At 50.5% G+C, this 19,662-nt stretch carries 18 protein-coding genes; 10 read left to right on the top strand and 8 right to left on the bottom strand.

The genetic code is table 11. The annotated features are described in order from the left end of the window. Positions 1 to 78: 78 nt before the first annotated feature. Together R70331_RS09350 and R70331_RS09345 are read left to right on the top strand one after the other, a co-directional pair. The gene (locus R70331_RS09350; protein WP_197071411.1) at positions 79 to 939 is read left to right on the top strand and encodes an AraC family transcriptional regulator; all 861 of its coding nucleotides are present in this window, start codon (positions 79 to 81) and stop codon (positions 937 to 939) included. A gap of 188 nt (positions 940 to 1,127) precedes the next feature. After that, complete coding sequence (locus R70331_RS09345; protein WP_042174825.1) at positions 1,128 to 1,973, top strand: DegV family protein; 846 nt, start codon at positions 1,128 to 1,130, stop codon at positions 1,971 to 1,973. Between the two features lie 418 nt (positions 1,974 to 2,391). Here R70331_RS09345 and R70331_RS09340 read toward each other — a convergent pair whose 3' ends face one another. The 6 genes from R70331_RS09340 to R70331_RS30415 form a co-directional block, all read right to left on the bottom strand. After that, the gene (locus tag R70331_RS09340; RefSeq protein WP_052418992.1) at positions 2,392 to 3,990 is read right to left on the bottom strand and encodes a PAS domain-containing sensor histidine kinase; all 1,599 of its coding nucleotides are present in this window, start codon (positions 3,988 to 3,990) and stop codon (positions 2,392 to 2,394) included. 184 nt (positions 3,991 to 4,174) lie between these two features. Then, positions 4,175 to 4,873: an ABC transporter permease gene (locus R70331_RS09335; RefSeq protein ID WP_231576437.1), complete on the bottom strand. Its 699-nt coding sequence runs from the start codon at positions 4,871 to 4,873 to the stop codon at positions 4,175 to 4,177. Continuing rightward, complete coding sequence (locus R70331_RS09330; protein ID WP_042174821.1) at positions 4,857 to 5,774, bottom strand: ABC transporter ATP-binding protein; 918 nt, start codon at positions 5,772 to 5,774, stop codon at positions 4,857 to 4,859. Before R70331_RS09330 ends, R70331_RS09335 begins: the two co-directional genes overlap by 17 nt. Before the next feature lie 325 nt (positions 5,775 to 6,099). Continuing rightward, positions 6,100 to 7,035: a sensor histidine kinase gene (locus tag R70331_RS09325; RefSeq protein ID WP_042174819.1), complete on the bottom strand. Its 936-nt coding sequence runs from the start codon at positions 7,033 to 7,035 to the stop codon at positions 6,100 to 6,102. Continuing rightward, positions 7,032 to 7,766 carry a response regulator transcription factor gene (locus R70331_RS09320; protein WP_042174816.1) on the bottom strand — a complete coding sequence of 245 codons (735 nt, stop codon included), beginning with the start codon at positions 7,764 to 7,766 and terminating at the stop codon, positions 7,032 to 7,034. The genes R70331_RS09325 and R70331_RS09320 overlap by 4 nt, the downstream gene beginning before the upstream one ends. Positions 7,767 to 7,972: 206 nt before the next feature. Then, the gene (locus R70331_RS30415; RefSeq protein WP_052418991.1) at positions 7,973 to 8,836 is read right to left on the bottom strand and encodes a DUF4362 domain-containing protein; all 864 of its coding nucleotides are present in this window, start codon (positions 8,834 to 8,836) and stop codon (positions 7,973 to 7,975) included. Positions 8,837 to 9,035: 199 nt separating this feature from the next. On the opposite strand from R70331_RS30415, the gene R70331_RS09310 reads away from it, so the two are divergent. The 6 genes from R70331_RS09310 (at position 9,036) to R70331_RS09285 (ending at position 13,921) form a co-directional block, all read left to right on the top strand. After that, on the top strand, positions 9,036 to 10,019 hold the full coding sequence (locus tag R70331_RS09310) for a phosphodiester glycosidase family protein (RefSeq protein ID WP_197071410.1): 984 nt from the start codon (positions 9,036 to 9,038) through the stop codon (positions 10,017 to 10,019). Between the two features lie 8 nt (positions 10,020 to 10,027). Next, positions 10,028 to 11,038 (top strand): bifunctional glycosyltransferase family 2/GtrA family protein, encoded by a 1,011-nt coding sequence (locus R70331_RS09305; RefSeq protein ID WP_042174814.1) that lies wholly within the window; start codon positions 10,028 to 10,030, stop codon positions 11,036 to 11,038. A 168-nt stretch (positions 11,039 to 11,206) separates the two neighbouring features. Further along, positions 11,207 to 11,839 carry a TetR/AcrR family transcriptional regulator gene (locus R70331_RS09300; protein ID WP_081947555.1) on the top strand — a complete coding sequence of 211 codons (633 nt, stop codon included), beginning with the start codon at positions 11,207 to 11,209 and terminating at the stop codon, positions 11,837 to 11,839. Then, positions 11,832 to 12,569, top strand: coding sequence for a VOC family protein (locus R70331_RS09295; RefSeq protein WP_042174812.1), 738 nt, complete (start codon positions 11,832 to 11,834; stop codon positions 12,567 to 12,569). The genes R70331_RS09300 and R70331_RS09295 overlap by 8 nt, the downstream gene beginning before the upstream one ends. A gap of 736 nt (positions 12,570 to 13,305) precedes the next feature. Next, on the top strand, positions 13,306 to 13,608 hold the full coding sequence (locus R70331_RS09290) for a hypothetical protein (RefSeq protein WP_042174810.1): 303 nt from the start codon (positions 13,306 to 13,308) through the stop codon (positions 13,606 to 13,608). Further along, on the top strand, positions 13,598 to 13,921 hold the full coding sequence (locus R70331_RS09285; RefSeq protein WP_042174809.1) for a hypothetical protein: 324 nt from the start codon (positions 13,598 to 13,600) through the stop codon (positions 13,919 to 13,921). Before R70331_RS09290 ends, R70331_RS09285 begins: the two co-directional genes overlap by 11 nt. A gap of 48 nt (positions 13,922 to 13,969) precedes the next feature. On the opposite strand, the gene R70331_RS09280 is transcribed toward R70331_RS09285, so the two are convergent. Further along, positions 13,970 to 15,274, bottom strand: coding sequence for a competence protein CoiA family protein (locus tag R70331_RS09280; RefSeq protein WP_052418989.1), 1,305 nt, complete (start codon positions 15,272 to 15,274; stop codon positions 13,970 to 13,972). A gap of 161 nt (positions 15,275 to 15,435) precedes the next feature. On the opposite strand from R70331_RS09280, the gene R70331_RS09275 reads away from it, so the two are divergent. Both R70331_RS09275 and R70331_RS09270 read left to right on the top strand, forming a co-directional pair. Beyond that, positions 15,436 to 16,833, top strand: coding sequence for a SpoVR family protein (locus tag R70331_RS09275; RefSeq protein WP_042174807.1), 1,398 nt, complete (start codon positions 15,436 to 15,438; stop codon positions 16,831 to 16,833). Between the two features lie 230 nt (positions 16,834 to 17,063). Then, positions 17,064 to 18,320 (top strand): DUF418 domain-containing protein, encoded by a 1,257-nt coding sequence (locus R70331_RS09270; protein WP_331281506.1) that lies wholly within the window; start codon positions 17,064 to 17,066, stop codon positions 18,318 to 18,320. A 117-nt stretch (positions 18,321 to 18,437) separates the two neighbouring features. Here the strand turns inward: R70331_RS09270 and R70331_RS09265 are convergent, their stop codons facing one another. Then, on the bottom strand, positions 18,438 to 19,397 hold the full coding sequence (locus R70331_RS09265) for an alpha/beta fold hydrolase (RefSeq protein ID WP_042174804.1): 960 nt from the start codon (positions 19,395 to 19,397) through the stop codon (positions 18,438 to 18,440). Between the last annotated feature and the right edge of the window lie 265 nt (positions 19,398 to 19,662).

Genomic DNA, 19,662 nt, shown 5'->3' with positions numbered 1-19,662 from the left:
TGTCATTAATGAGCAGAGAATAACAGGACTGGTTCCTTAAAGAATGATAGGATGAACTCAAAGGGAGATGAAAGAGTCTTGGAATGGCTGATCCGGATGAAGGAAGCTATGGATTATATGGAGAGCAAGATGACAGAACCGCTGCGAATCGAGGATGTGGCGGGAGTCGCGCACGTATCTCCGTTTCATTTTCAGCGGATGTTCAGTATGCTGACCGGCTTTACGGTGGCAGACTATATCCGCAAGCGCAGGCTTACACTGGCTGCCCAGGAGCTAGCAAGCTCCAGAGTCAGGGTGCTGGATGTAGCGCTGAAATACGGCTATGACTCACCGGAAGCCTTCGCCAAGGCGTTCCGCAAGGCCCACGGTCTCACACCTTCGGCTGCGCGTGAACCAGGGGTACAGCTCAAAGCGTTCCCCCGCCTCTCTTTCCACCTATCATTGAAGGGAGATCAGGAAATGGAATACAAAATCGTAGATAAGCCTGCTTTTAACGTAATCGGCAAATCCATTCAGGTTACCTGTAAGGACGGAGAGAACTTCCGCAGAATTCCTAAGTTTTGGGACGAATGCAATGAGGACGGCACCTCAGATGAGCTGATCGGGCTTGCTTCAGAGGAGGCGTGGCTCGGTATCTGTATGAGCATGGACATGGAAAAGGATCTGCTGTCCTATTGGGTCGGAGTCCAGGCGGATGAAGCTGCGGATTCGCATGGTTATGAGAATGGTATCATTCCGGCTGCCAGCTGGGCGGTATTTACCTCCAAAGGGCCATTACCGGGTACACTGCAGGCGGTCTGGCAGCGGATTTATCAGGAATGGTTCCCGGGAACAGGCTACCAGCATGCCGGAGGGCCGGAGATTGAGCTGTACCCTCCCGGTGATACATCAGCGGAAGATTATGTGTGTGAGGTTTGGATTCCGGTTGTCAAAAAATAAGCAGTACTCTTCCATACTGCGTGAAGTATACAACAGTTAAGACTGTCTCTTGCGGACGGTCTTTTTTCTATTAAATTGTGATTTTTATTTTGAGATTCGGCATAGGCTTGGTATAATAGACAGATTATATGGTATTTCTGCAACTTATAACTGTGATCCGAGATTCAGATTCGGTGAAGGAGAATTTAATGTCTATTGTAAAGATTTTTTCAGACAGCACTTCCGATTTGCCGCAAGGCTGGAAGAACACGTATGATATCGGCATCGTTCCGCTGTACGTAGTATTTCAGGACGGTACATACAAAGACGGCGTAGACATTACACCGGAGGAAGTCTACCGCCGGGTAGCGGCTAACGGAGCTTTACCGAAGACGGCTGCCCCGTCCCCTGCTGACTTTATTTCTGCCTTCGAGCCTGTCGTTTCCGGCGGCGGAGATGTAGTCTACATCAGCCTGTCGTCTGCCCTATCCTCTACATACCAGAATGCCCTGCTTGCTGCAGGCGAATTTCCGGAAGGACGAGTCCGGGTCGTTGACTCCGAGACCCTGTGCGGCGGGATTGCGCTGCTGGTCATGAAGGCTGCCCGTGCTGCCGCCAAAGGCCACAGCAGTGCGGAAATCGCCTCCATGCTGGAGCAGTGCCGCAGCCGGGTGGAAACCGAATTTGTCGTTGATACTCTTGATTACTTATATATGGGCGGACGCTGCTCTGGGATGCAGAATTTTATCGGCAGCCTGCTGAAGATCCGGCCGGTCCTCCGTTTAATCGACGGCGCGATCGTGCCCGTCAGCAAAGTCCGCGGCAAGAAGGAAAAGGCTGTTGAGCAAATGCTGCAGAATGCGCTAGATAACGTGGACGAGATCGACCAGGAGCTGCTGATTATTGCACATACCCTGGCTGAAGAAGATGCAGCGTTCCTGGAACAGGAACTGCGCAAGCAGACCAAGGTTAAAGAAATTGCCGTAATTAACGCCGGCTGTGTTATCGGCAGCCACTGCGGACCGGCAACCGTCGGCCTGATGTATATGCGTTAAGGCTGGCCCGATGCCGCCTGTCTGATACTTACCGGTTCAGGCTAAACAAAGGAGCAGGCCGGTAAAAACCGTTCGAAATAAGAGCGTTATCTTAATTGGGTTGGATTTTCGCCACCTAATTCCGTCTTAGTTCAGCTTTTACGTTGATTAGTTGGAAAAACTCCACCTATAACGTCTCTAACAGCCTTCCGGGGACGAAATCACTAAAATTAAGTGACGTTTTTCCATCTAACTCTCTAATGCCAGTGTTCTGGCAAGAAATAGGTGGCGAAATTCCACCTAAACGGTGTAATTACCTGCTGCACCTGAACTTCAATCATCAAATAAGCCAGCCTGACCCCGGATAGCGGGGCGGCTGGCTTTTGTATTCACATAATAAAGACATCTTCCTGATGCTGCCGATCACCTTAGCCACCTGTTAACCCTCCGCTGCTTCCTTCACGAACGGAAGCATGAAGCGGAAGATCGATCCGCGGCCTTCCTCGCTCTCCACAAAGATCGTGCCGCCCATCAGCTCGACCAGCTGCTTGCAGATGGCAAGCCCCAGGCCGGTGCCGCCGTATTTGCGGTTAATGAACGGATGCAGCTGCGAGAAGGACTGGAACAGCAGATTCAGCTTGCTGTCGGCAATACCGACACCTGTATCCCTTACAGAGAATTCAAGCAGATACTCCGGGGAGCCCGGCAGCGGGATATTCTTCACTGACAAGGTTACACTGCCATGTTCAGTGAATTTGAGCGCATTGCCGACCAGGTTAACAATAATCTGCCGCAGCCGGCTGGGATCGGTGGTTACTACCTCCGGTACGCTGGTATCTGCCCACCAGCGCAGGGCAAGCTGCCGCTCCTCCGCCTTCGGTGTAAACAGATCAATTACACTCTCAATCATCTCCCGCAGGTCAACAGTCTCGGACTGCAGCTGCATCTTCCCTGCTTCCATTTTGCTGAAATCAAGGATATCATTCAGAATCCGCAGCAGGCTGTAGCTGCTGCTGCGCAGAATCTCCGCATAGCTGCGCTGCTCCTCCTCCAGCTCCGTATCCAGCAGCAGGTCTGCCATCCCGATCATTCCGTTCATCGGTGTACGGATTTCGTGGCTCATCATCGCCAGAAAATCCGATTTGGCCTGGGCTGCCTGCTCAGCTGACTCCTTAGCCCGCAGAATCTCCCGTTCATTCGTGATATCCGTAAATGAAACAACTACCCCGCAGATCATCCCTTTGTCGAGCAGCGGGGCAATCCGGTAGCTTACGAAGAAGCTCGTGCCGTCCTTGCGCCAGAATATCTCGTCAGATTTGCTGCGGGTAATCCTGTCCTCCAGCGTATGCCGGATCGGGCATTCCAGCGGAGAAAGGGACGTGCCGCTGTTGTGGGCATGATGAATCGTGTCCATCAGAGACACACCGGCCAGCTCAGACGGATGATAACCCAGCATATCCGCACCTTCACGGTTGATAAAGATCGTTCTGCCTTCTGTATCCAGCCCGAAGATACCGGCGGATACAGAATTGAGTATCAGGCTGAGCCGCTTATCCTCAGCCATCTCACGCATCTGAGCAGGAAGCTCCTGTTCCTGCTCAGCCGGTTCCCCCGCTGTTCCGGCTGCCGCGAGCCGGCTGAGCCATTCCTTCAGTACGGCAGGGAGTAGCGCATTCACATCCTGATGAATAATCGCAAATACGCCGGCCACCCCTTCCGCAGCCTTAACAGGGGCATAGGTAACGGTGGCGCGGGAGGAGGTATTGCCGTTCTCCTCCTCTGTCAGCTCGAAGCTTGTAGTCAATCCTTCCAGGGCTGCGGCAAAGTGTACTTCACCAGGGGGCTGCTGCGGCTCCCCGCCCTTTTGAATTTGCACTGGAACACATAATGCACCAGGGCCGAGAGCACGGTTGCTGTCCACGTAATTCCCCAGCCTGTCGAGCACAATGATCAAGTCCGGATGATGATCGTATAACGATTTAAAAGCACTTTCCTCGGAAAGCACCCTGCCCAGTATGGCAGCCCAGTCTTTATGCATAGCCCACCTCCTCAGCTGCTCTTAGCCCTGCTATTGTTGTTAATCCGCAAATGCGGAATATATCTTTTTATGTAGAAATTCCTGAATTAACCTCTATTATAACAAAAAAACCGCTTGCAGTCGCCAGAAAAACCAGCGGCGTCAAGCGGTTTTGTCACTTTTTTATGCAGCCGGGGGGACTTAATCAGGCCACGTCCTGAGTCTCTATCTTACGGATCGAGAGATAAGCAATGATTACACCCACAATTCCAAGAAACAGGGATACGCCAACCTGATTGCCAAGCTGGAAGCTCCCGAAATCAGAGGACAGGAGACCCGCGATCAGCACACCTGTTACAATGGTTGTCGGAACGGATTTCTTACGCATCCCAAAGTACAGCGGAATTAGCCCGATGCCTGCCGAGTATACCGCATCTGAAGCAGCCCTTATAAGATGCTCACCGATTAGCTCCGTCGTCAGCTCGCCCGAAATCGCTTCTATAAAATAATGATTAAAGCCGACAATTGCAGCACCCACCAACACGTTAGCTATAAAAATTGTAATCAGCATGAATAACGAGACAATCATCAGCTTGGCTGCCATCAGCTTTTTGCGGGGAATCGGATACATGAAGAGCAGATCTATCGTGTTATTTTTGTATTCATCAATAACCAGCTTGCTGATCAGGACGGCGCCAAACACCATAAAGACGGCTTTTACAAAAATATGGACCCCGTCAAAAACATCGGCATAGGTAGCAAAGTCACCAGGGTCATCTATTTCTGTGAATACAATCAGCAGCATGAATAACATTATAGCCAGACTTGCTATCAGGGAGCCTTTATACAGATTGATTTTATTTTTGCGCAATTCCAGTCTGATCAGCTTAAGCAACGACCTCACCCCCCATTAGTTCGATAAAATAATCTTCCAGCGAGTGCTGCTTCCGGTTCAGGCTCTCCAGCTCCACATCTGCCGCTGCCAGCGCCTTGCTCAGCTCCAGCTGTGAGGTTTGCTCATAGATACGGATCGTCCGCGGCCCGATTACCTTAAAATTGCTTAGGCCCAGCGTGTGAGTCAGTGTATATACCGCCTTGCTGCTCTCACTGGTAACCAGCTCAATGTAGTCGGTATCGCGTCTGCGGATCTCATCCATGGCAACCTCCTCCAGCAGCACACCGTCCCGGATTACGCCGATGGTATCGGCAATCTGCTCCACCTCACCAAGGATATGGCTGGAGATCAGCAGCGTCATCCCGTATTCACGGCTCAGCATGCGGAACACCTCGCGCAGCTCCATGATGCCCAGCGGGTCCAGCCCGTTAATCGGCTCATCCAGGATCAGCAGCTCCGGCTTGGTCATTACCGCTCTGGCTATGCCCAGCCGCTGCTTCATCCCCATTGAGAACTGCTTGACCGGCTTCTTGTCTGTTCCGGTAAGCTTTACAAGCTCCAGGGCCTCCTTCAGCGCCTTCGGGTCATAATAGCCCATATACTCCCCGTGCAGCTCCAGATTCTCCCGGGCGGTCAGCTTGTCGTAGAACACCGGATGCTCAATAATGCAGCCCATGCGCTTGAGCATTTCGTAGGAGCGTGATGTCATCTTTTCGCCAAAAAACTCGATCTCGCCGGCAGTGGGCTTCACCAGGTTGGTGATCATTTTCATTACAGTAGTCTTACCGGCTCCGTTCGGTCCCAGAAAACCGTAAATCTCACCCTGCTTAATATTCATGTTCACGCTGTTCACAGCTTCTTTGCCCTGATAGACCTTGGTTAAGTTCCACGTCCGCAGTATGGTTGTCATTTCCGTTATCCCCTTTGGCTTCGTTGTCTTCCTTGATTTATATCATACAGGGCGGAATTTTCTTTTTTATTACCTGTTTCTTACGAAAATCTTAAGCTTCAGCAGAGGATTTTCCTATTGGGGCTTCGCCGTGGCTCCAGAGAATATTTGGGCTTCCGGCCGCTGTTGTCTGCAGATTTCTATTATTATACCGCTGTTCGCGGTTGAAATCTGCAGACAGCATATGCTTCCGTAGCGAGCTTTTCTACGAAAAGCTTTCAGGAGGACGCTCCGCTCCTCCAGCTCCAAAATTCCCCTCCGCCACTTTTCCCGTTAATTATTTCCCCTAAAATTCCAGCCTTCGAAAAGACAGCGTGAATGCCGTTCTGACATAAGGCCTGCTGGTCAAAGTAATGCTGCCGTTCATCTGCTCGGTCAGTCTTTTGGTAATGGTCAGGCCCAGGCCGCTGCCCTGGTATTCACGGTTGCGCGAATCCTCCATTGTATACAGACGCTCGAATATTTTATCCTGATGCCTCTCGGCAATGCCCTTGCCCTTGTCCCATACCTCAATGCATACCTGCTCTTCCTTCAAAAAAAGTCTGAGCCCCAGCACACCACCGTCTGCGCCGTAGGTGATGGCATTGGACAAAAGGTTGCCAAGCACCCGGTCCAGCGCCTCCTCATTTCCCATAATATACAGCGGCTCATCCGGGATCTCGATCTGCACATCACTGCCCCCGGCGCTGAGAAGCTCATAGAAGGACAGGATATTGCGGCGGCACAGCTCACCCAGCTCTACCCGCCCAAGGGGGATTTCTTTATCCCCTGACTCCAGCTTGGCCAGATCAAAGAAGCGGTTCATCAGCGCAATTACCTCCTGCGCCTTGGTATGAATGGTCCGCAGCATAACCTCCCGTTCTCCGGCAGGCAGATCATCGCTCTGCAGCAATGTTTCTATATAACCGAGCACAACGGTCAGCGGTGTCTTCAGATCATGGGAAATATTCGCCAGCATATGGCGCATGGATGTCTCCAGCTGAGCCCTCTCCACAGCCCCTTTGTGATTGATATTAAGCAGCGCATTGAGGGCAGCCAGCAGCTGCTGCAGTGCCGGATCGCTGTTAAACAGCAGCAGCCGTTCATGCGAGCCGCTCGCCATAATGCCCGTAAGCTTGGTCTGGATGTACCGCAGCTGGCGCCCATGCTCCCTCAGCCGCAAGGATTGCCAGAGGATGATGAGCAGCAGGATCACAACAAAGCCGCCAAAAAAAGGAATCATGGCAGCACATCCCCCAGCTTGTAGCCGATGCCCCAGAGTGTTTTTATATATTCGGGATGGGAGGGATCATCCTCAATCTTCTCGCGCAGCCGGCGCATATGTACATTAATGACATTCTCATCGCCGTAATAATCCTCTGCCCAGACCAGGCTGTAGATCTGCGCCTTTGTGTACACCCTGCCGGGGTTGGCCGCAAACAGCCGCAGGATCTGAAACTCCTTGGCGGTCAGCTTGATCTCTTCTCCCTGCTTCTGCACAGAGAAAGTATCCAGATTCACTGTCAGTCCGCGCAGAGGGATGACCTTGGCTTGCTGCACTTCGGCTGCTTCCGGCCCTCCGCTGCTTGCTGCACCGGCAGCGGCATAGCCTGCCCGGCGGATCGCCGCCTTCACTCTGGCCGCGAGCTCAATCATCGAGAACGGCTTGGTTATATAATCATCTGCGCCGAAGCCGAGTCCGAGCGCTTTATCCACATCACTGTCCTTAGCGGACATAATCAGCACCGGCACCAGACTTACCGACCGGATACTCTGCAGCACATCCATCCCGCTGCGCTTTGGCAGCATCAGATCCAGCAGCACCAGATCAAAAGGATGACCGGTGCGCACCTTCCGCTCAGCAGCTTCCCCGTCAAACACCTGCTCAACCTCATAGCCCTCTTTTGCCAGATAAGAGCCTACCATTCTGCTTATATCTTCATCATCTTCAATCAGCAGTACACGCTGTTGCATAGCCAGGACCTCCGTAAATTCCAATAGTTATTAATGCTTACATAAAAGATTTGCTGATTTGGGATTAGCCGTGACTCCAGGGAATGTTTGGACTACCGGCCGCTGTTGTCTTCAGATTTCCTGATTTGAACCGCTGTTCGCTGTAGAAATCTGAAGACAAAGGCGGACGCATTCGCTCCTAAAGTTCCAAACTTCCCCTCCGGCTCTTACTCATAATACCCTTTCGTCTCCGGCAGCGCCTGATATAATTCGCTTTCCTGCACCTCGATGATAATGCTGTGTGCCAGTGCAGTCATTACCTTACCATCAGCGCTTTGATCGCATTCACTCCAGGCAAAATTGTGCTCACTTCCGTTCATCATTACCAGCAGCGCGTAGGTTACAGCCGGCTTGATATTGCACGCCTCAGTCAAGGTCTTGTCCTGCATATAACCGGCCAGCACCAGCTCACGGTAAATGCTCTGCAGCTTCGCGTGCGGCAGCCTGAAATCTGCGGCTTCGACTGTTCTGCCGTCCTGGAGATCCTTAACCAGCCTTTGTTCCAGTGTATTAATCTCGTTTCTCCGGTTCACCCCGTATTGTAGCACGAAACCGAAATCAGCCTGCTCCGACAGACCGTAATGGACCTGGAGCAGTTCAGCTTCCGGATACTCTCCTTCACAGCCTGTGAGTGTATATTTCAGCTCTGTGCTTCCCTCTTTTCTCTCAAGCGCTGAACAGGTATACCTGCTTATTTCTTTAGAGCCAAAAGCGTCTTCTGTGTTGTCATAAATAATGCTCAGCTTATCCCCTTCATACCGCAGCTCCATGAAGAGCGGGTCACCCTCAATCGTATATTGGATAATCCGCTGGCTGCCCGCTTTCCGCTCCAGGAATTCATCCAGCTTGTTCAGGTTAAGCAGGTCTGTCCCGTTGTAATACACGACATCCTGCTGCTCATTAATCTTATGGCTAAGCTTACCCTTTGCATTCTCCGTCAGGAAGCAGCCCGCCAGAACCATCGCAGCCAACAGCCATGCCAGCGTCACCATCCCATAGCGAAGTGCCCTTTCTTTTACAGAACCCGGCATAATCTGCCTCCTCTAATCTCTGGAAAAGTTTGTCTATCATTCGAGTATACCAAGCCGCTGCGGCTCTTACTACCCACTTATCAAAACTTGCAGACAAGCAGCATTCACCAATCTCATCCCTATTCATCATTTCAGGTTCATTAAAGGTAAGGCGCGTAAGATCCAACTTAAGAACTTACACACCCGAGGTGATGCTGAAATGGCACAAATGGACAAAAAGAAAACCCTGAGCTTCAAGCAAAAGATAGGAATCGTAATTCTGGCCGTGATCCTGGTGATCGGCGGAGTGGTGTATAAGCTGGCTGACCGTTATTTGATCGAGCATGTTGAGGTCGTTGTGGTAGATGAAGGTGCAGGAACGTCCGGCAGTAATGACACTGGTACAACCAGTAGTGCTGAGACTGCTTCACCTTCAGCCGAGGTTAACGCTACATCCGACGACTGGAGCTACAGCAGTGATGATATCCAGATCAAAATTGACCAGGTGGAGACCGGGTCCGGTTCGGACAAGATCACCTATTATGTGGCGGATGTTGTGCTGAAGGATGCGGACAGCTTGAAATCAGCTTTTGCGGATAACAGCTTTGGCACGAATATTACGGAGGTGACTTCGGAGATCGCTTCCGGTAATGATGCGATTTTTGCGGTTAACGGCGACTACTACGGCTTCCGCGACGACGGAGTGATTATCCGTAACGGTACGGTGTACCGCGATGACCCGGTGCGTGATGCAATGGCGCTTTTTGAGGATGGCACGATGCAGACCTATAACGAGGAGGAGGTTTCCTCTGACGAGCTGCTGGCACAGGGAGTTACTAATACCCTTTCCTTCGGGCCGATTCTGATTCAGGACGGACAGATCACCAGTGACTTTAGCAGTGTCAAAATCGACTCTAATTTCGGCAACCGCTCGATCCAGAACGCCAATCCGCGCACGGCCATCGGCATGATTGCCCCGAACCATTATGTGTTCGTTGTCGTTGACGGGCGCAATGAAGGCTACAGCCGCGGCATGACACTGGCCGAGCTTGCGGATGTGATGCAGGGACTCGGGGCGGCAGAAGCCTACAATCTCGACGGCGGCGGCTCCTCGACCATGTATTTCATGGGCCGGGTGGTCAACAACCCGCAGGGTAAAAACCAGGAGCGCGGTGTCAGCGACATACTATACATTAAGGAGTGACCCCTATTATGACTATACTAATTCCAGCCTATGAGCCTGACGACCGCCTGCTTGACCTGATTATTAAACTGCAGGATTACGGGCTTGGCCCGCTTCTGATTGTGGATGACGGCAGCGGCCCCGCTTACCGCGGATTGTTCCAGACGGCTGAGGCGTTCGGCTGCACCGTGCTGACCCATCCCGTAAATTACGGAAAGGGCCGGGCGCTCAAGACCGGATTCCGTTATATATCGGAGCATGGACTGCCGGGCTACGTAGTCTGCGCAGACAGTGACGGACAGCATCTGCCTCATGACATCAAGCGGGTTGTGGAGCTTCTGCACAGCCAGAGCAAGCCCGGAATCGTGCTGGGCAGCCGCCGCTTCAGCGGTAAGGTCCCGCTGCGCAGCCGCTTCGGTAACGCTGTGACCCGCGGAGTGTTCGCGCTGACCACCGGCAGCACAATCTGTGATACCCAGACCGGACTGCGCGGCTTCCCGCCGTCCATGCTGGACTGGCTATGCCAAATCCCCGGCGACCGGTTCGAATATGAGATGAACATGCTGCTGACCGCCCGCAAGGAGGGCTACGACATTAATGAAGCATTCATTGACACCGTATATCTGGATCACAACAAATCGTCACACTTCCGCCCGCTCGCAGACTCCTTCCGGATCTATCTGCCGATCCTGATGTTCAGTACCTCATCGCTGCTGTCGGCGCTGATGGATTTCGTCCTGCTGTTCCTGTTCCAGCGCCTGACCCACAATCTTTTCCTGTCGGTGGTCGGCGCAAGACTGTGCAGCTCGATCTTTAATTATTCCGTGAACCGGAAATATGTCTTTAGCGGCGGCAAGCGTTCGCGCCTCCAGTCGCTCCCGAAATACTTTTCACTAGTTGTCCTGGTGCTGCTGTTCAACTACGGCCTGCTCTACTTCTACAGTGAGCAGCTGATCCTCCCGCTGGCGGCGGCCAAGATTTTGACAGAGGTATCGATCTTCGTGTTCAGTTACTGGGCTCAGCGGCGGTTTGTGTATTGAGGGTATATGCGGAAACAAATATGTATAGTTGTAACCTTATTAGAGCAGCGTTCTCCCTTAATCGGGCAGACGTTGCTCTTTTACGCTAAAGGCCGGAATTGTAGCAATCCTCATCTGTTTATGATAAAATAACACTGTTATTTTTTATTTTAAAGGAGGCTCTCCGCTATTTCAAAGGACAAAGCCAAATTAACTGAGGAACGCATCCTGCAATGCGCACAAGCCGAATTTTTGAAAAAAGGCTTTGCCGGAGCCAGTATGCGTTCCATCGCACAGCAGGCCGGCATGACCACGGGAGCAATCTATCGTTATTTTCCCGACAAGAACAGCCTGTTTGAGGCTCTGGTAGACCCTGTAATTGCAGGCTTCAAGCAGAAGCTCGAGGCTGCCGCAAATCAGCAGACAGCGCATTTAAACACTCAGCAGATACTGCCCGAATATGCAGATACAGAGCAGATGCTCAACTTGTTTATCGGCTATATATATGAGCACTTCGAAGCCTTCGACCTGCTGGTAAACAGCTCCGCCGGATCATCGAGAGCTGACTATGTCGATGCTCTGATCACGCTGGATGTCAACATGACCCGCAGCTACCTTGAGGAGATGACTACTCTGAGTCTGCCTTTGCCGGATCATCTGACCCGTTATCTGCCGCTGCTGATTGAGCAGAGCTACCGGCAGCTGCTGGAAGTTGTAGTGTCCCGGATGACTCGTGAAGAGTCGCAGCATTACTTGGAGCTGTTGATGCCGTTCCTGTATGCGGGATGGAGTACAGTATTGAAGGGAGATCATCATGAGTAGATTCGCACTCGGACATATTTTGATTAAAAGCAGGAATCTGAAGCAGACCGTAGACGACTATGAGCGTATGGGCTTCACTGTCACCTATCGTGCCAATCCGGGAAAAGCGCATAATGCGCTGATCTTCTTACAGGACGGGGCATTTCTTGAACTATTCGACCCGAAGCCGTTTCCCCTCCCCGACAAGCTGCTGCTGGGACTGCTGAGCCTTATCCGTCCACTGCAGCCGCATTTCATTGAGCGCTACCGCTCTTACATACGAGGTGGTGAAGGACTGGCCGATTTTGCACTGGACAGCATGCCTGCACACAAAGCTGCAGATTATTTGCAGGAGCGCATACAGGCGGGAGTTAAGCTAGGCAAGCGGCTCGATATGAGCAAGAAGCTGCAGGATGGACGTAAGCAGACCTGGTGGATCGCACCGCCGGAGGATACGGGCTTGCCTTTTCTCATGAGCGAATATGATCCCGCCGTTCCATGCACGGAAGCCGAAACAACCCATGCCAACGGCGTGCTCGGCATCGATACACTGGTCATTGATGTACCCGATCTGACAGAGTGGACAGCAAAGATTGAGCTGCTGCTGGGCGATTCCGCCATTGCTGAAGACAGCAGTGAATCTATGTTTGAGCTGGAAAAAGGACACCGGATTCTGCTTCGCCAGTCTGACCGTTATCGGCTGGCGGAAATACGTCTGCTGACATCGGCAATGACCATCCTGATCATCTGAAATTAATGATTTTTATTTTGTGGGATTGGCCGTGGCTCCAGAAAATATTTGGACTTCCGGCCGCTGTTGTCTGCAGACTTCTTGAATTATACCGTTGTTCGTGGTTGAAATTTGCAGACAAAGGCGGTCGCTACCGCTCCTACAGTTCCAAAATTCCCCTCCGCCACTCGTCCCCGTAATTCAATCCATTGTCATGAATGGCTTAATCTATACCGTATATATATTACGGATTCTCCGATTTCTATTTTCAACAGAGCTACAGCTCATCACCTGTTTTTCTGAATGACGTCTTTCCTCCAAGCATGACTGAATCCACCTTCCAACCAGCATGCAGCCATGACTTAGCTTGTGTATTCGTCAACGCATTAGCTCACCATGGTCGATATTTGCTTGCTTTCAATACTTATTAAATATCGACATCCCAAGCCATTGAACAGAAGGAGCGCACTCATCACATAATGATAGCGTAGATATGAGCCTGGATTCCAAAGATAAGCGCTCTGGTTTATCTTGTATAGCCAGAACGCAAAAAGAGAAATGCTTCTGAATGTAATCACTGACTCTGCTCTTAATAGTTAACTGATATGCTTGATTGATTAAATGACCATAATTAAGTTCAGTTTCCTGAGTTGTAAAATCAAGAGAACCATGATATTCAAGTGTTAATAAATGTAATCTGAATACAATTAGATTGCTGTTGGTTTATGCTATAATGAGCAAAAGGAAGGTGAGCAGAATGTCTATTTCAAAAGAGCAATTGGAACAGAGCTTTCAGGGCAAATCTTATGTAGATCTTAAAGATTTGGTCCAGCTAATCGAAGAGAACTTTGGATTCAACGTTACGTTGCAAAGAAAAGATGGGCAGCCTACATTTACCGATGACCAGAAGAAGCGAATGTCTTCAGTCATTTTTAAAGATGAAGGTGTTCTGTCCCAACTGAAGCAAGCCCAAAAGGATCGTAAAGATGGAATTTCAACATACAGTGACAGCGAAGAAGAGTTTGCACAATTACTGAATGAGGCTCAGAATGAAATCTGACCGTTATAAAGTTCTCTGGAATACTTACGCTCGGCTAGCTCTTGCCCGTATGAAGGAATATAAAGTAGACCCCATGAATGTCTTTAGGCGTTCTAAGTCTGTATTAGCCGATGAGCCGAAATACAAAGCTGATGGAGTGTCGGACTTTCCTGGTTTTGAGTTTAACGGGTACTACTGGCTACTAATTGGCAACGTGATTGTTATTTACAGGATTGACGAAGATCTTCGTGAAGTGTATGTAGATGCTTGTTACTTTGCAAATACTGGACTTTCTCATTATGTATTTTGGGGGATAGATCCAGATGAAGAATAGCCCAACCAGGGGACGTAATCTGCGCATAGGTTAGGCTATTCTTTTTTTCTATAATTCTTCAATTTCAACAAGCCACGTACGGATCTTCGGTTCGCTAATTTTCCCCAGTGCGTATCTGACCCATCTCTTCACTTCCGTGAGCGACAATCCGTAATCTTCGAGTTCGCCTTTATGTTGCTTAAGATAATAAAATAACGAGTTGGCTTCATTGGGAGACAGCGATAGATATTTTAATTTGGAGACATACTCAACAATATCTATATCCACTGCCTCATAGACTGCAGTTGCTTCTGCTAATGCTTCTTGAACAGATGATGGGAAATACTCCTCCCTTACCTTCTGATCATACTTGACTTCGTTTTCTCGTCTTCTTAATGCCGTTTCCGCTTTTAACACTTCAACTTGAAGCAGTACTTGATTGGCGAAGTCACGCCTATTGCTTTCCTCCTGTTCCTTATCGCTTAGGAGAATCTCATCCCGTACGATCAAGGCTTGCGAGATATTCATCCGATAACCTTCTGTTAGGGCAAATCCTCTGAAAGGTGATTTCATTTGATCAAGAATCAACCTGTACACAGAGAACGTAATATCATCTCCCATAGAGTGAACATAGTACAGGCTCCTGACATCAGGCTTCATTGTGCCTTGCGCCCTGTATCCAAACAAATGAGGAATATTCTGGCCTGGAAATTCCTCACTCATTTCCTTCAATAATTTATCCCATTTGTAATCCTCCTCTGTCTTTATGGCCAGGCTATACTCTGCTTCCCACAGGTGGAGAACCCGATGCCCGTAATCATCCGCCAATTCTCTGTCTTCTATGAACCAGATGGATTCAAGCCCTTTATCTTTAAAGTACTTATTCCTTTTATGAATTGTCTTTACTATTTTTTCATCGCCAATCTCATGCACATTTGTTATTACAGAAACAGCAAATTCGCGACCGTTTTTATTCAGATAAATGTCAGGGTAATTTTTCCATTTTTCTTCAGCTTTTTCTTTAAAGCCATACTCAACTTTCAAATCAGGTCTTATCAATTCCTGTCCTTTAAGCTCGTTATAAATAATTTCTTTGATAACGGAATGTTTTTTATTCTCTCGTTTCGTTTGATTATGATAAGTATCGTATGCCTCAGACTGTTGACATGACTTACCCTTTAGATGGGCAAAATGTATTTCATTAATTTCTCCAGCACGTAGTCGCAGCTCTTCATGACAAAACGGGCAGACCATTGCTTTTTTTTCAGCAGCCTTTCGATATTTGTCAATCATCCTATTCTTTTCAGAATCATTGTATCTGCTGATCTCCGCTGTAATGTTGAGTGTTTTCCCCTCATATAAAGCAACATCCATATTAGTCCCCCCTGTACTTAGCGATATTTAATCTTTCTCCATCATTTCAGGAAAAACCTGCATAAATGTATAATTCTCCAGCCCACAGCCCCCCCCATCATACTCTCCCCCTCCCGCCCATATACTTAAAAGGAACAGCAAGCCGGAGGGAGAGTAGAATCATGCCAAGTGAAGATGAAATCAAGGCGCTGGAGCGGTCCATTGCCGAGATTACGGAGATTGCTACCGGGTTCGGGCTGGACTTTTACCCGATGCGGTATGAGATATGTCCTGCTGATATTATTTATACCTTTGGGGCCTACGGGATGCCTACCCGGTTCGGGCACTGGAGCTTCGGGAAAAGCTTTCATAAAATGAAATCCCAGTATGACTTTGGCCTCAGTAAAATCTACGAGCTCGTCATTAACTCTAACCCCTGCTACGCCTTTCTGCTGGACGGCAATTCCCTGATCCAGAATAAGCTAATCGTAGCCCACGTTCTGGCTCACTGCGATTTTTTCAAAAATAATATGCGCTTCTCCATGTCTAACCGGGATATGGTTGAGAGCATGTCTGCCACAGCCGACCGGATCGCCGGTTACACGGTGACCTACGGCATTGACCGGGTGGAGCGGTTCATTGACTCGGTGCTGGCGATTCAGGAGCATATTGATCCCAGCCTGATCCAGCCGCGCAAGCTTGGCAAAACCGATCTGCTGGAAGCCAAGATGAGAGCTAACAAAGAAGGCCAGTCCGGCAAGCCCGCCGGAGAAAATGCTTACAGCGAGCTGTGGAAGCTCGATCAGGCCAAAGAAGGTCCGCAGGAGCCGGACGCTGCCGCCAAGCGGGCCTTCCCGCCTGAGCCGGAAAAGGATATCGTCTGGTTCATCCAGCAATATTCGACCAGCCTTGAGGATTGGCAGCGCGATATTATGACCATGCTGCGCGACGAGATGCTCTATTTCTGGCCGCAGATGGAGACGAAGATCATGAACGAAGGCTGGGCCTCCTACTGGCATCAGCGGATCATGCGCGAGCTGGACCTGACTTCGGAGGAGACTATCGAGTACTCCAAGCTCAATTCGTCCGTTGTGCAGCCGTCGCGCCAGAGCCTGAATCCATACTATCTGGGCCTGAAAATCTTTGAGGACATCGAGCGCCGCTGGGACCGTGACAAAATGTTCGAGGTACGCGAGCTCGACTCCGACATCTCCTTCATCCGCAGCTACCTGTCGAAGCAGCTGGTTAACGATCTTGACCTATACGTATTCGAGAAAAAAGGGCCGGAGTGGAAAATTACCGACAAAGCCTGGGAAAATGTCCGCGACCAGCTCGTGCTCGCCCGGGTCAACGGCGGCTCCCCGTACCTCGTCATCCAGGATGCAGACTATGAGCGCAACGGCGAGCTGCTGATCTCCCACCGCTACGAGAGCATCGAGCTGGATCTGAAATACCTGGAGCGCACCCTTCCGCACATCTACTCCCTCTGGGGCCGCAATGTTCATTTACAGACTGTCGTGGAGGATAAAAAGGTTCTGTTCACTTATGACGGGAAAAAGGTACAGCGGAAGTTTATGTAGGTCTTTCAGCGAATATGAAAATGTTATCAAGAGAGCATCTCCTTGTTGGGATGGTCTCTTTTTGTGATTTTCATCTGAATAACATAGTGCAATAGCTGGCCCTGTGAGCTATCACTACGACATAAGCTATACTCATGCCAGGCCCTGTTAATGCCTCTTTTATACCGCTCCATTAAATTCCATAAAAACACATTTATTTATATTAATAACAGCTATAATAGAGCACAGAGGTGATTGAATTGAATTCAAGCAAACAACGTGTCCATCTGATTGACGGACTAAGGGGGGTTAGCTTATCGGGAATCATACTGGCTAATATGCTGATCTTCCAGTACGGTATGTATGGGGAGTCTGATCCGCAGCTGTTCGGAATCGGTGGAACTGACCTCGTGTTACGCTCTCTATTGTTTATTTTTGTCGTCGGCAGCTTCATGCCTGTCTTCGCCTTCATGTTCGGATTCGGCATGGTAAAGCTGTCTGAAAGCCTAAAGGGACGCGGTCTCCGCCCAAAAAGCCACCTGGCCCGCAGATTTCTGCTGCTGCTGGTCTTAGGGCTGCTGCATTCATTTTTGCTGTGGGAAGGCGATATTCTGGCCTTTTACGGGTTTACCGGCTTTTTCCTGCTGCTGTTCCTGAACCGGAAGCCCAAGACGCTGCTAATCTGGTCAGTCCTGCTGCTGTCGGTCATGGGGATACTGGGCATCATCCCGCAAGATCCGGAGGACCCCCTTGCCCGGACATCGGCGCATACGCAAAACTACATACGAGAAAGCATTAATATTTATGGTTCAGGAAGCTATGGAGAGATTATGCATTTCCGCAACAACACCGACGCGCTGTCGGATGAGGAGAGCGACCTTATGGCATATGCAGCTCTTTTGGCCCCATTGCTGACTGCTCCGCTGTTCCTTCTTGGCATGCGTGCCGCCCGCAACGGCATATTCGATAACCCGCAAGCCAAACGCAGCATTTATCTCCGGCGCACGCTCATTCTAGTTCCGGCAGGACTGCTCACCAAAGCCTACAGCGTGCTGGTTCAGCAGCTTGGAGGAGAATCCCTGCCCGGAGCGGGAATCGGTGATCTGGCTGGCGGGTCACTGCTCGCACTCGGTTATATCTATGCCTTCGCTCTTCTGTATACGAGACCTGGCAAGACCGGCCTGCTGTACAATTTCGAAGCGGTGGGCAGGCTTTCGCTGACGAATTATTTGATGCAGAGTGTGATCTGCACAACTATCTTCTATGGCTACGGGCTGGGTCTGTTCGGCAGGGCGGGCATACTCGGAGGCATCGGGATCGTTCTGGTGGTCTATGCTGCGCAGTTATTGCTAAGCCCGTATTATTTAAAATATTTCCGTATCGGTCCCGTCGAACAGCTTCTGCGCATCTGGACTTATCTGACATGGAGCGGCCGGCCAAAGCAGAGTCGTCACAGCGAATCTCTGCCGGAGGCAGGTGCTCCTTCAAGCAGCCACACGACAGCCTAACCGCAGCCGGCTCTGCGGAATGTGGTAATGTGACACGAAGAAGGCACTATCTGCCGGCACTCCGATATGAGCGCCGCTGATAGTGCCTTCTCTTTTCAGCCTGTGTAGAGGACTGCGTTATTCCCCAAGTAAAAACTGCATGGTACGGTCCCCGCCGCCAGGCAGATATTCATGTCCGAAGTCCGGATACACGACCAGCTGCTTGGGAGCGGTAATTTTGTTATAGGCTGCGAACTGGGTGGACGGCGGGCAGATGGTATCCATCAGGCCGGTGAAGAACAGCACCTCACCCTGAATGCGGGAAGCCAGATGCTGCAGGTCAATATAACCCAGCTTTTCAAAAACCTCGTCCTCCCGCTCATGCAGCGGATCGAACTTGCGGAAATAGAGGTTCAGCTCATGGTAGGCATCCTTGTCCAGGTCCATCTCCCAGACACGTTTGTAGTCACACAGGAACGGATAGGTGGTGGCGGCTTTTTTTATCCGCGGCTCAAGTGCGGCACAGGCGATAGTAAGCGCTCCGCCCTGTGACCCGCCCATGGCGTATACACGCTGCGGATCTACTCCCGGCAGCTCAAGCGCAATCTGCGCTAACCGCACAGTGTCCAGATAAATATGGCGGAACAGCAGGTTGTCCGGATGATCATCCAGTCCGCGGATAATATGCCCGTTATGGGTGTTGCCTTTTACACCGCCCGTATCCTCAGATAAACCGCCCTGCCCGCGGCAGTCCAGTGCCAGCACCGAAAAACCCAGCGAGACATAAGCAAGCTTATCCTGCCACTCGCCGGAGTCACCGGTATATCCGTGGAACTGCAGAACCGCCGGCTGCGGCGTACTTACCGTTCTCGGACGGAGGTATTTGGCATGGATGCGCGCACCGCGCACTCCCGTAAAATACAGATCAAAGCATTCGGCCTGCGGCGTCTGAAAAGCACCCGGAATCAGCTCAAGCTGCGTTTCCACCGATGCAAGCTCCTCCAGTGCACGCTCCCAGTAAGCGTCGAAGTCGGCCGGACGCGGGTTTCTTCCCTGATATTGCTTTAACTGTTCTAGCGGCATATCTACTAATGGCATTTGCGGAACATCCCTTTCGGAAATAGGTATACATTCTAACCCATTATAGAGTCCGCCGGGAATGATTGGTATTAGATAATCTTACGAAAAAACGTTTGCAAATAACGCCCGCGCGGGTGAGGTATGGGGATTTTACGGAGCGGTAGCGTCCGTTTTGAAATTTGTAGTCTTACAATCTGAAGCTTCTCGCAGGATTCCCCGCATATTATGGCAGACTAGTGTTATCCTTAACCTGCGGTGCTGCCCAGCAGCAAGCAGGCAGCAT

The organism is Paenibacillus sp. FSL R7-0331 (genome assembly GCF_000758645.1).
Taxonomy (GTDB): Bacteria; Bacillota; Bacilli; order Paenibacillales; family Paenibacillaceae; genus Paenibacillus_AQ; species Paenibacillus_AQ camerounensis.
Note: the sequence above shows the minus strand (reverse complement) of the source record. Positions and strands in the feature narration are given on the sequence as shown.

Bases quoted from the DNA above. Each gene is read 5' to 3' on its own strand.
- R70331_RS09345 (WP_042174825.1), top strand. From the start codon at position 1,128: ATGTCTATTGTAAAGATTTTTTCAGACAGCACTTCCGATTTGCCGCAA.
- R70331_RS09340 (WP_052418992.1), bottom strand. From the start codon at position 3,990: ATGCATAAAGACTGGGCTGCCATACTGGGCAGGGTGCTTTCCGAGGAA.
- R70331_RS09330 (WP_042174821.1), bottom strand. From the start codon at position 5,774: ATGACAACCATACTGCGGACGTGGAACTTAACCAAGGTCTATCAGGGC.
- R70331_RS09325 (WP_042174819.1), bottom strand. From the start codon at position 7,035: ATGATTCCTTTTTTTGGCGGCTTTGTTGTGATCCTGCTGCTCATCATC.
- R70331_RS09320 (WP_042174816.1), bottom strand. From the start codon at position 7,766: ATGCAACAGCGTGTACTGCTGATTGAAGATGATGAAGATATAAGCAGA.
- R70331_RS30415 (WP_052418991.1), bottom strand. From the start codon at position 8,836: ATGCCGGGTTCTGTAAAAGAAAGGGCACTTCGCTATGGGATGGTGACG.
- R70331_RS09310 (WP_197071410.1), top strand. From the start codon at position 9,036: ATGGCACAAATGGACAAAAAGAAAACCCTGAGCTTCAAGCAAAAGATA.
- R70331_RS09305 (WP_042174814.1), top strand. From the start codon at position 10,028: ATGACTATACTAATTCCAGCCTATGAGCCTGACGACCGCCTGCTTGAC.
- R70331_RS09295 (WP_042174812.1), top strand. From the start codon at position 11,832: ATGAGTAGATTCGCACTCGGACATATTTTGATTAAAAGCAGGAATCTG.
- R70331_RS09290 (WP_042174810.1), top strand. From the start codon at position 13,306: ATGTCTATTTCAAAAGAGCAATTGGAACAGAGCTTTCAGGGCAAATCT.
- R70331_RS09285 (WP_042174809.1), top strand. From the start codon at position 13,598: ATGAAATCTGACCGTTATAAAGTTCTCTGGAATACTTACGCTCGGCTA.
- R70331_RS09280 (WP_052418989.1), bottom strand. From the start codon at position 15,274: ATGGATGTTGCTTTATATGAGGGGAAAACACTCAACATTACAGCGGAG.
- R70331_RS09275 (WP_042174807.1), top strand. From the start codon at position 15,436: ATGCCAAGTGAAGATGAAATCAAGGCGCTGGAGCGGTCCATTGCCGAG.
- R70331_RS09265 (WP_042174804.1), bottom strand. From the start codon at position 19,397: ATGCCATTAGTAGATATGCCGCTAGAACAGTTAAAGCAATATCAGGGA.